Source organism: Limosilactobacillus caviae (assembly GCF_014635905.1).
GTDB lineage: Bacteria > Bacillota > Bacilli > Lactobacillales > Lactobacillaceae > Limosilactobacillus > Limosilactobacillus caviae.
In genome coordinates this window covers 17,374-31,281 of the sequence record NZ_BMDS01000001.1, presented here as the reverse complement: position 1 = coordinate 31,281, position 13,908 = coordinate 17,374, and the positions used below count along the sequence as shown (strand labels likewise).

Genomic DNA, 13,908 nt, shown 5'->3' with positions numbered 1-13,908 from the left:
ATGAATATCGAATTGCTTGTTTAGTAGTTGAAAATACTGATGTATAAGCAATTGATGGTTATCAGATATATCAAATATGATGAGAATATCATATTTATATAAAAAATAATATAGTAAGAATGCTATTATATCAACGGCTATAAATTTATAACATTATTAACGAATTTTATTTTTAAAACGGATGGGCGTATTCTGGAATTGTAACTGAAATGACTCATTGTTTCTGTGATCTAGGGGGATGAACTAGAATGTTATCAAAGAATAACCAAAAAGAACAATTCTATAAGCAAGAGCCGAAAAAACAGCGGTTTGCGATTAAAAAACTGACTGTCGGCGTTGCGTCTGTTTTGATTGGCTTTACTTTTATGGGAATTAGTAATTCAGCTAATGCGGATCAGGTAAATCCCGATTCAGGCGCGGGTGACGGAACAACTTCAGAAACCCCGCAATCGGCTACTGCAATTAATTCTGGCAGTGCGGTTTTATCTACTGCTGCAAGTGCTGCTCCAGCCAGTGCGAGTGCCTCTTCTGCTAGTCAAGCTGGGCCACAAACACCTGTTGCTGATGCCTATGAAAAGATTGTTGCTGCCAATGCTGCTAAGGCTGTTTCTCAAAATTCGCCTGCTAACGTTAGCCAGTCTAGTGCTGCGTTACAAGCGGCTCAATTATATGGCGCAAGCTTTGCACAAACGCCAGCAACAACACAAGTCACGGGACAGACAGAAAGCGTTGCTAATTATTCAGACTTCTTAAATGCTTTGGGTGACCATTCTGTTAGCACAATCACTTTGACTGGTGATATCGATGGCAGTACTGCTTCAGGCAATTACGATACGATTAATACAGAAGGTACTGCGCGGTCTGTAACAATTGATGGTCAGGGTAAGTACGGCTTTAAACTCGGTGGACGGTATATTTACCTAACCACTAATACGGAAAAGAATACATCGACACCTTGGAATATTACTTTTGCTAACTTAACCCATATTCAAGCGCAAAATAATAACTATGGGTTGCTCTGTGTATATACAAATGACCCTAGTAAGAGTTCCATTAACTTCCATAATGTTAACGTTGATGCTGACACTACTGCTCTTACTGGAACAAATGGCAGCTATGGCGCTACGAATGTTACTTTCTCTGGAAACAACACAATTAACGGTACTTTGACTGGTTCCAATGCTTTGGTTGCAGCTGACAATTTAGTGGTTGCCGATGGGACAACTACTGTAACGCCAACCGCTAATAATGCCACTCAAGCCACTAGTTTTAGTGTTGCTGGTAATGCAGTTGTTAATTCTGGTGCAACATTAAATGTTAATAGTACGGCATCAAATGTTGCGGGAATTACCTTTACGGGTAGTGCAGGTAATCAAACCATTGATAATGCCAGTGCGGGTGTATTAGATTTACAACCGACTGCTACTGTTTCAATGAATTTAGGTGCCGGTAAGTCGATGGCAGTAATGAATGCTAGTGATATTAACCTGCAGTCAAGTTCAAAGCTGATGGTTAACACTAAGATGGATACGACTGGTTTCCGGGCATTGGCACCGATTGAGTTGGATTCAAACGGTGCTGTCGCTAACAGTACTTTCCAGATTGGCGAGAATGCTACACTTTCGGTTGTTCGTGAAGGAGTAGCTAATTCTGATTCACCACTAGTTTCAATGGGACCAAATGATGGAAACGGTCAAAGTTACTTGTTTGAAGTTAACGGTGGTAGTGTTAACTTGCAAGACTCAGCTAATTCTGATCGTTGGCCAAGTACTGCAACAGGAACTAATTATAAAATTGGCTGGCCTGGTATTCTGACCATGTGGGGAACAAGTAGCTATGATAGTATTCGGTTTAATAATGCTAAATTAGTTAATATTGAGCGGACGAACGCAACAGAGCGTGGTAGTTACCTAATTCATATGGATAGTGCCGGTTCACGAGAGAGTAACCTTCAAATTAATTCGGCAGACTCTAAATATGTTACTCCATTAACAATGATTACTGCTGGCTCAAAGACGCCTACTACCTGGAACATTAAGTATCTCAGCACTGCCAGTCAAGGTGGAGACTGGGCATATAGTTTCCAAAAACTCACTAACAATAATAAGGACTATTATTTCTATGGTTCAGAATATATGACTAGCTCACAAAGTAATCCTGACCGTGGGAACAATGAAGTAATCCTTGCTGCCAACCCAAATGAAAAGGGTTCAGTTTCATTTAATAATGGTCAGGTAATTGGCGGAGAAGCTTCACAGTCACTAAACAACTTTATCAATCACTTTAGTTGGTGGAATGGATCAGGCGTGAAGTTTGGTTCAGACTTGCAATTAGAGAACCAATACAATGCCTCATACTCGCATGTCGATGTTCAACAAGGACAAACTGTAACAGTTACGCCATCATTTACCGATAAAAATGGTAAAAATGCTACGATGCCAACTGGTACACAATTCACTGCTGGTGACAACATGCCAACATGGGCAACGGTTAACCCAACCACTGGAGAAGTTACCTTAAAGCCAGGAACTGATGTTAAGATTGGGGCTTACAACCTTCCCGTTAAGGTAACCTATTCTGACACGACTTCACAAACTGTTAATGTTCCAGTTGTTGTTACTAATGCCGATCAGAATGTAACCTGGGGACAAAACGGCGCCGTTGTAGTAACGGTTAATCCCGATATTGCAGCGCACGAAACAACTGCTAATTCTCAAGTCTTACTTGCCCCAGATGCAGTTAGTTCTGTTCAGGGCTACAAGCTAAATAATGGCCAGCTTTCAACAACCCCAACTAATATCACTGTTGTCCCAGCGGATGTTAGCTGGACAACTGTACCAAGTACGAATGTTGACAATGCCACAGTTGCAGGTAAGCAAATTGAAGATAACTCTGTAAAGATCAACTTCGCTAATAACGATACGGTTAAGGATATTCTTGGCGATAAAACTTCTGTAACCTCTAGCAAGTTCACCATTGACGCAAAGGGTGCCGGTGCTAAAGATGTTAAGACGCCGGTTAATGTTCAACTGGGAACTGATTTAACTGGTGAACAATTTAGTCAATTAGTTGATAGTAACATTCCTTCAAAGAGCATTGCTTCGACTGCTTGGGAAACCAAACCAGTAAAGGGTCAAGATGCAATGATTAAGATTACCTTTACTGATGACGATGCAAACGGTCAACCGACGTATTTGAACGTTACAATCCCAGCAAAGAACTTAAACGTAATTGGTGATAACGATAATTATGAGCCAACAACTCAGCCGATTACAACGCCAGAAGGAACTGTTCCTGAAGCCCCAACGGCAATTACAAATAAGAATACCGATAATGTTCCAGCTGGACAGACAAAACTTCCTGAAGGGACCCAAATTACATGGACCAACCCCGACCAGGTAAAGAAAGATGTTGAAGTTCCTGGTACCCATGATGAGACGATTACGGTAACTTATCCTGATGGAACCAAGGACACAGTAACGACTACTGTAACCGTTAATGCAGCACCGGCCGTTCAGCCGATCACTGTTGACTTAAACGGCACACCTGACCCAGCCAAGGGTATTACTAATCTCAATCAGGGTGACGGTTACCCAACAAGCGTTATCTGGAATCAAACACCTGACACAACTACCCCTGGCGTATACAACCCAACCGCTACAGTCAGCTATAAGACTGGCAATTCGGTTCAAGTGACGATTCCAGTGATCGTTATTAACCCCGCAAACCAGAATGTTGTTGCTAATGAGAAGGGTGCGGTAATTGTAACGACTAACCCTGTCGAAACGCACAAGACGAATACTGCTAATGAGGCTGATGCTCAACAAGCGGTTAAGAATATTGCGGTTTATACCTATGATAATGATGGCAAGCTAGTTCAAAATACTGACGCCTCAACTACAAATACCGCGGCATGGACCAATAAGGACTTTACAACTGCTATCGGCAAGAATGGTTCAACGGCAACTGTTAAGGACCAAGCAGAAAACGTCACAGTAAGCTTTGCTAATGGTAGTGATGCAGCGAAGATCACAAGTACAATTGAAGCACCAACAACTGTTACCTTGAATGGGGCAACTGCGATTGAAGGTGTCACCGCTACTCATGGTCTTGAAAATACTTTGCCACAGCCGTCATCATTAGTTAACGTTAGTGATTTGACAGAAGCTAACAATTCTGCTGTTAAGAATGTTAGCTGGGGTGATGGTATACCATCAGTTGACAAATTAGGCACGGTTGATACTAGTGTTACGATCAGCTTTACAGACGGCTCATCGTTGAGTGTTCCTGTTTCGTTCAACGTTGTAAATAATGATGCTGATAAGGCTGATCCGCAATCAAAGAATATTTCAACTGACGAAGGCGTGGTTCCCGAAGCGCCAACAGCAATTACAAATAAGGATGACTTGCCACAGGGAACTGTAATTACGTGGACAAACCCAGATCAGGTAACTGATGATGTCAAAACTCCTGGTACTCATACAGAATCGATTACGGTCACTTACCCAGATGGAACTAAAGACACGGTAACGACTGATGTGACAGTTAACCAGGCACCACAGACACAGTCGATTTCAACAGGTGTCGGCGATGAACCTGATGCTACTGAAACAATTACCAACCTTCGCAACAATGTACCAGGCTACCCAACGAGTGCAACGTGGAAGACGGCACCAGATACTAAGACACCTGGTGATAAGACCGGGGTAGTTACGGTTACTTACCCAGACGGGACGACTAAGGATGTTACGGTTAATGTCACAGTTGATGAAGCACCACAAGTCAAGGAAATTTCAACCAAGGTCGGCAGCACACCGGTAGCTACAGATACGATTGCTAACCTCCGCAATAATGTACCGGGCTATCCAACAAGTGCAACGTGGAAGACTGCTCCTGATACTTCTAAAGTAGGAACAACGACTGGTGAAGTCACGGTTACCTACCCAGACGGGACGACTAAGGATGTTACAGTTAAGGTCACGGTAACTGATTATGCAAATCAATATCCAGTCAACTATGGCAATCTAAATGTCGAACGGCCAACAACTGCTCAAAGTGCTACCAGCAGCATTGATCCGACGACGGCGAAGGATATGCCAACGGGCGCAATTACTGGTTACCAAGAAAGGACGTTTACTGCCCCAACTGGCGTAAGTGTCACTGTTGATCCGGTAACTGGAAAGGTCACGGCAACTGTTAACCAAGATGCTGATTTAGGTTCAATTGAAGTACCGGTTGAAGTTACTTATCGTGATGGCACAACAGCAACGGTCAATGTACCGGTAAGTATCACTGGTAGTAAGGTTAATCCGGGAGACGTTGTTTACTATGGTAATCAAACAATGACAGTCTTCTCTGATAACCTGACTAACGTTCACAAGACAACTGGCGACAGCACACCGGCCGCAGCTGCAAGTCAATTTGAAACAATTACGTTCTATACTGATTGGGATAAGGATGGTAATAAAGTTTCCGATTACAAGACCAAGGTAGTTTACAAGCTAAATGCCGATGGGACTAAGTATGTCAACGCTAATGACGCTAGTGACAGTTTTGATGCTAATGTTGTTAACTATGCATGGCAAAACGGCTTTGCACCAAACACTAATACAACGAGTTTTGCTAACGGTGCTGCTGATACGCTTTATAAGCTTGCTAACGGTGAAGTTAACCCTGCGGAACAGACACCGGCAGGACAACCATTGGGCGGTAATTCAAAGTACCGGTACAACATTAGTATCAGCGATCGGGCTGTTTTGAATAAGCTTGGTTTGAGCATGAAGGGTTACCATAGTTGGGCTAATGTTTACTACAACTTCTATGGTGCAACTGGTAAGACTGATGTTCCGGTAAACTATGATAGCGAAGTACCAACTGATTCAGCTGCTTTGGAAGACTACCTTGCAAGCAACGGTATTTCTGGTCAGACCTTTACTAATGGTAATGTAACTGGAATTAAGTGGGCTTCGATGCCGGGAGCTAATGGCAAATTTAATGCCACAAATATGAATGGGACGATTGAATTTACGTTTGATAACGGAACTAAGCTTGATGTTCCAGTAAGCTTCAAGACCGGTTCATATGTTCCGACATCTGACAGTAAGGTTAATGATGACACTAACCTCTACGTAACGCGGACAATTGAATTTAATGTTCCAGCTGGACAAAAGGCAATTGCGCCAATTACGCAAACTGTTCACTATGTTCGTGACGGTTACCATAACGTTAATGCCCAAGGTGAAGATACTAGTGCAATTACGTGGAATGCATGGCAGCTTGCTGATGGTCAAACAACAGAATGGGCTGCTCAACCAGTAGCAACGATTAATGACGAGGCAACCGGCGCAGTCTACACTCCGCAAATTGCAGGCAAGACGGTAACAGAAGTACCAGCTGAAACCGTTACGGAAAATACTAAGGATGCTACGGTCACGGTCGATTATGCCGAAACGACAACCCCAATTAAGTGGGATGCGACGAAGGATAATATGACTAAGGACGTTACCCGGACAATCACGGTTAACTACCCAGCAGGCGTTACGGGTGACCAGCCAGCACCACAAGTAGTTCACTTCACTCGTGAAGATGCAAAGGGTAATGCTGGATATATCGTTAACGGCAAGACCGAGATGAATGCATGGCACCTTGTTGGTAGTGATGCCGCAACTGGTACATGGACTGCATACACTGCTCCAACAGAAAAGGGCTACACTGCTAACCCCGCTAGTGTTGAACAAGTAACAGTAACGCCAACCACGGTCGATAATAATGTCACAATTAACTACAACCGTAATGAAGATACCCCAATTCCATTTGATGCCAGCCGTGATACCCATGATGTTACCCGGACAATCACAATTAACTACCCAGCAGGTCAGGAAGGCCAACAACCGACACCACAAACTGTTGTCTTTACCCGTGAGGACGCAAAGGGTAATGCTGGTTATACCGATGCGGTAACTGGTGAGCCAAAGTGGAATGCATGGCATGTCCAAGATAGCGATGCAACAACTGGAACCTGGGCTGCTTATCCAGTGAATACTATCACTGATGCCGCAACTGGCGCAGTCTACACTCCACAAATTGCTGGTAAGACGGTGACAGAAGTACCAGCTGAAACCGTTACGGAAAATACTAAGGATGCTACGGTCACGGTTGATTATGCTGAAACGACAACCCCAATTAAGTGGGATGCAACGAAGAATGATATGACCAAGGACGTTACCCGGACAATCACGGTTAACTACCCAGCAGGCGTTACGGGCGACCAACCAGCACCACAAGTAGTCCACTTCACTCGTGAAGATGCAAAGGGTAATGCTGGATATATCGTCAATGGAAAGACCGAGATGAATGCATGGCACCTCGTTGGTAGTGATGCCACAACTGGTACATGGTCTGAATTTACTTCACCAACCGTAAAGGGTTATACTGCAGATCCAGCAAAGGTTGCTGCAACAGACGTAACACCAGAAACTTCGTCAACAACTGCGACGATTAATTACACGGCTAATGCACAAAGCGCTCAGATTAACTTTGTTGACCAAACTAACAACAAGACAATCAGCACTCAAACTATTGATGGTCAGACTGGTGAAACTGTCAAGGTCACCCTTAATGTTCCAGCAAATTGGGAAATTGTAGGTGGCCAAGATGTACCGTCTAAGATTACATTTGGTCCAGATGGTGGACCTACCCAAACTGTTTACATTAAGCATAAGACTGAAAATGTAAATGCTGATACGCAACGGACGGTTAGCTATAAGGTTGTTGAAGACTTTAATGGCACGCAGAAGACGGTTATGAATGACAATGTTACCTTTACCCGGACAGCAACCAAGGATCTAGTAACGGGCGATGTCACATATGGTGAATGGAAGACAAATAGTAACGTTAATATTGATGCCATTAGTGTTGCTCAACCAGGTTACACTGCACAGGTAGATGGTCAAAACTTAGCAAATAACGAAGTGCCAGCCGTAACGCTTACACCTGACTTTGGGAACAAGACCGTTACAGTTACCTATGTTGCTAATGAACAAAGCGTTAGTGTAACTTACGTTGATCAAAACGGTCAGGAAATCACGATGCCAGATGGTCAACCAGTAGCCGGCAGCCATTATGAGGTAACTGGTAAGACTGGTGAAACTGTTGATACTAATGTTGAAAAGAATGTTCCAGCTAACTGGCAACTTGTTCCAGGAGAAACCATTCCTGCTACGATTACCTTTGGTTCAACACCAGCATCACCAATTAAGGTAGTCGTTGAACATGGGACAAAGGATGTAACAAATGATCCGAGTCAAGAAAAGCAAACTCACCGGACAGTTGAATATAAGGTTGTTGAAGACTTTAACGGCAGCCAAACGCCAGTCTTTACCCAACCAGTTTCCTTTGCACGGACCGCTACCGAAGACTTGGTAACAGGTGCGGTAACTTATGGTAGCTGGACGCCTGCAAGTCGGGATATTTCAGCTATTAATGTTGCCCAACCAGGCTATACTGCTCAAGTAAACGGAAAGAGTCTTGTTAATAATGAAGTCCCAGCAACTGTTATTACACCGGATTCAGCCGACCAGGTAATCACGGTTACTTACCTTGCTAACGAGCAGAGTACGAAGATTAATTACGTTAATAATGCAGATCATAATGACATTGTCGGTACGCAAACCGTTACTGGTAAGACTGGTGAAGAAGTGAAAGTAACTCTTGATATCCCAGCAGGCTGGCAGGCTGTTAGTGGACAAACCGTCCCATCATCAATCACCTTTGGCTCAGATGGTGCGCCAACGCATACTGTCTATGTTGAACATAAGATTGACACAACTGATGGACGCAATGATCAGAATAATAAGGATGTTTACCGTGTCGTAACGCGGACAATCACAGTTAACTTCCCAGATCAAGCTCCACAGTCAGCAACTGAAACCCTTGCCTTTTACCGGATCAAGAGCTACGACGAAGTAACTAAGCAGACAACATACACTGCTTGGACTTCAAACATGAATGATGGCGCAACATCCTTCCAAAAGGTTGAAGTACCAACGATTGGTGGCTATTCAATTAGTGCTACCAACGCAACACTTGAAAATGAGAACGGACAAGAATATGTTCCGGCTCAGTCTGGCTTGAACAATGGTACGCCAGTAGATAGCTATACTGTTGAAGTTAACTACACTGCTCAAGAACAACAGACACAAATCAATTATGTTAACAATGCAAACCATAATGATGTTGTAGCTACCCAAACAGTTAGTGGTAAGACTGGTGAGAATGTTAAGGTAGACCTTAAAGTTCCGGCTAACTGGCAAGTAGTTGGCGGACAAAAGGTTCCATCATCAATTACCTTTGGCTCAATCCCAACTAAGGCTATTACCGTTTACATCGAACACCAGACTAAAGAAATTAAGAATGATGAGACCCAAAAGACGGTTAGCTACCAAGTTGTTGAAGACTTTAATGGTACGAAGACGGTGGTAAAGAATGCTCAATTTACCTTTGAGCGGCCAGCTATTGAAGACTTAGTAACTGGTGAAATCACATATGGTAATTGGGGTCCTGACCAAGTAGCTCCAGAAGTTAGTGTTGCTCAACCAGGCTACACTGCTCAGCTTAATGGCAAAGACCTTGTTAACAATGTTGTTCCTGAAACTGCGATTACACCAACGACGCCAAACCAAGTAATCACGGTTACCTATGTTGCTAACGAGCAAAGCGCTCAAATTAATTTTGTTAACAACGCAGACCACAATGATGTTGTCGCAACGCAAACGGTCAATGGTAAGACTGGTGAAAACGTTAAGGTAACCCTTGATGTTCCAACTGGCTGGCAAATTGTTGGCGGACAAACAGTACCATCATCAATCGCCTTTGGTTCTACGCCAGTAACACCAACGACGGTTTACGTTGAACAAAAGGTTGATAAGACTGATGGTCGTGACGATAAGACCAATACCGATCTTTATCGGGTCGTAACCCGGACAATCATTGTTAACATTCCAGGTCAGCCAGCACAGTCATATCCAGAGAGCCTTGATTTCTATCGGATTAAGAGCTACAACGAGGTAACGAAGAAGACAACTTACTCGCCATGGACATCTAACATGACAAATGGTGAGACATCGTTCCAACAAGTGACCGTGCCAACTCTTGGTGAATACACAATTAGTGCAACCGGTGTAACGTTAGAGCATGAGAACGGTAATGTTGTTGTTCCAGCACAATCCGCATTGTTTAACGGAGTACCAGTACCAAGCTACACGATTACGATTAATTACACTGCTAATGAACAAACTGTTACGATCAATTATGTTGATAATAGTGACCACAAGACAGTTGTCGGTACCCAGACAATCAATGGTAAGGCCGGTGAACAAGTACCAGTTACCCTTGATGTACCAGCAAACTGGCAAATCGTTAGCGGACAACAAGTGCCACAATCAATCACATTTGGGACAACCCCAATTAGCGATAAGACAGTCTATGTTGAACATAAGACAAAAGATGTTACTAACGATCCAAGTCAAAAGAATAATACGCATAAAGTCATTGATTACAAGGTTGTTGAAGACTTCAACGGTACTCAAACAACCGCTGCAACAGCGACCGTAACCTTTGATCGGACTGCTACCGAAGACTTGGTAACGGGTAATGTCACTTATGGTAAGTGGAATGTTGAAAGTCAGACGGTTCCAGCAGTTAGTGTTGCTAAGGCAGGTTACACCGCCCAGGTAAATGGCAAGACATTAGCAAATGGTGAAGTACCAGCCGCAACCTTTACACCGGAATCAGAGAGCCAGACGGTAACCGTTACTTACACTGCCAACGAGCAAAGTGCCAAGATTAATTTTGTTGACAACAATAACCATAATCAAATTGTTGGAACGCAAACGGTTAATGGCAAGACTGGTGAAAATGTTAAGGTAACCCTTGATGTACCAGCGGGCTGGCAAGTAGTTAACGGTCAAAATGTTCCATCATCAATTGCCTTTGGTTCAACACCAGTAAGTGATACTACAGTTTATGTTGAACATAAGATTGATAAGACTGATGGCCGGAATGATAAGACCAATACGGATGTATACCGGACAGTAACCCGAACAATTGTTGTTAACGTTCCAGGTCAAAAGGAACAGACTAGTTCTGAAACTCTTGCCTTCTACCGGATTAAGAGTGTCGATGAAGTTACGAAGAATGTTAGTTACACTGCTTGGACCTCGAATATGGACAATGGTGCAACGGCCTTTACCGCGGTATCAATTCCAACAATTAAGGGTTACACGGCCAGCGCTACGGGAGCAAGTCTCCAAGCCATCAACGGTCAAGAATATGTTCCTGTTCAATCAGCATTAAAGAACGGTACACCAGTTGATAGCTACACGGTAACCGTTAACTATGCAAAGGACGGCAATGTACCGGTACCATTTGATCCGACTAACCAAGATATGTATCGGGAAGTAACCCGGACAATCAATGTTACTGACCCAGTAACCTGTGAGACGACAACCAGCGTTCAGACTGCTAAGTTTACTCGTGAAGATGCTAGTGGCAATGCTGGTTATACTGATCCGGTAACTGGAAAGACCACGATGAATCCATGGACGCCAGCAGAACAAGGATTATCAGCAGTTAATGTTGAACAGCTCCAAGGCTACACCGCTAATGTTGATGGTAATACTGGTGCGGTAACTGTTACGCCTGATAGTCAAGACATGACGGTTAATATTACTTACACCGCTAATAAGCCAGTGGGTAAGGATATTGAAACGCCACAGGGAACTGTTCCGCCAGCAAAGGATGGTATTAAGAATGTTCCTGATTTACCAACCGATACAACATACACTTGGAAGACTACCCCAGATGTAACTAAGCCTGGAACGACGGACGCAACGATTGTAGTAACTTATCCAGATGGAACAAAGACAGAGGTACCAGTTCAAGTGGTGGTAACTGAAACTACGCCAACACCAACGACAACTGATGCTGATAAGTACACCCCATCTTATCCAGATGTTGTTACAACACCAGGTAAGACCACAACGACTGATGTTACTTATGATGGTAATAAGCCGACTGGTGGTGTGACGTATCAGATTACTAAGGGTGCCACGGTTCCAGATTGGGTAAATGTTGACCCGACAACAGGAACGATTACGACGACTGTGCCAACTGATGCGGGTACGCAGGTTGTTAATATTCCGGTAACGGTAACTTATGAGGATGGCTCAAGCGACGAAACAACAGCTACAGTGGTGGTTGTTGCTACGAAGGATCACGTTGATAGTCCAACTAGTCCTAAAGACACGATTAAGGATCCAGAAAACTTACCAACTGGAACAACGGTAGAGTGGACACCGGGCGAACAGCCAGATCCAACTAAGAAGGGTGACCAACCGACTAGCGTCACGGTAACTGTTCCAGTACATGAACCAGTTAACGTACCAACAACTGTTAACTATGGCAACCCGACTGATGCTGATAAATACACACCAGAGGGTCAGCCAGTGAAGACGATTGCAGGCACGGTTCCAAATGCTAATAAGGGAATTGCTAACCTTGGTGATTTACCACAAGGAACGACGGTTGACTGGTCAACACCGGATCAAATTAGCAAAGACGTTAAGACACCGGGAACCTACAATGAAGGAATTACTGTTACCTACCCAGATGGCTCGAAGGATACGCTAACTGTGACTGTTACGGTTACGACGCCTGTAAAGCCAGAGGGTACCAAGACTGCCCCAATTGGTCAGAACATTACGATTAATAAGGGAGCCGCAGTACCAGATCCTTCAACGGCAATTGCCAACAAGGGTGAAATGCCAGATGGAACCCAGTATGACTGGAAGAATGTTCCTGATACTAATAAGACGGGTAAGCAACAGGCAACAGTTGTCGTAACTTATCCAGACGGGACAAAGACCAGTGCCACTATTACGATTAACGTTGTATCCGATGCTGATAAGTATGAACCGCAAACACAGCCGATCACTGTTCCAACAGGGGTAGTGCCAGATCCAGCGGAAGGAATTAAGAATAAAGCCGACTTGCCAGATGGCACTAAGTACACTTGGACGAACCCAGATAAGGTTGCCCAAGATGTTAAGCGAAATGGTAGTCATACCGAAACAGTAACGGTAACTTACCCAGATGGCTCACAAGACAAGGTCACGGTTACAGTAACCGCAATTACGCCACAAGGTCAGAATATTCATACTCCACAAGGCGTACTGCCAAATCCTGGTGACGCGATTGCTAATAAGGGTCAATTACCAGATGGTACTACCTACACTTGGCAGCAGCAACCTGATGTTTCAACGGTTGGCGACCATACCGGTGTTGTAACAGTTACATTCCCTGATGGTTCAACTTATGACGTAACCGTTAACGTCCATGTTGATGCTAATGGTGAGACGACCGTTAAGAGCAATGATACGAAGACGAATGCTGGCGAAGTTGTCAAGACGACAGCAGATTCAGCAACGGCAACGAATGAAAACTCAGCTGCAACTACAGCTAATGACCAACAGCTTGCTGGCAATAAGGAAACAACGACAAAGAAGGGTAATGAAGCTGCTCAAAATGCGAAGAAATTACCACAAACCGGTAATGACGCAGAGAAAGGCAGTGCCTTAGCCGGACTAGGACTTGCTTCTCTTGCTGGTACGCTTGGAATGGCTGCACGTAAGAAGCGCAAGCACGAAAAGAATGATTAAGATATTCTTGTCCCCCTAAATCAAAGAAGAATCTTAATTGCAAAAAGAGCGTGAATACTCGTGGAAAAGAGTATCCATGCTCTTTTTTGCGTTTGTGGTTATAAATGATCAATCAATCATATGTTTAAAGGTTTGAGAATTTGTAAACGTTACTCTCGTAATAAGTTTGTGATTTATTCATTAATTAATTGAT

At 43.7% G+C, this 13,908-nt stretch carries 1 protein-coding gene; it reads left to right on the top strand.

Annotated features, from left to right (window positions below):
* Positions 1-248 precede the first annotated feature (248 nt).
* The gene (locus IEU90_RS00015) at positions 249-13,715 is read left to right on the top strand and encodes a Rib/alpha-like domain-containing protein (RefSeq protein ID WP_188357553.1); all 13,467 of its coding nucleotides are present in this window, start codon (positions 249-251) and stop codon (positions 13,713-13,715) included.
* Positions 13,716-13,908 lie beyond the last annotated feature (193 nt).

Bases quoted from the DNA above. Each gene is read 5' to 3' on its own strand.
- IEU90_RS00015 (WP_188357553.1), top strand. From the start codon at position 249: ATGTTATCAAAGAATAACCAAAAAGAACAATTCTATAAGCAAGAGCCG.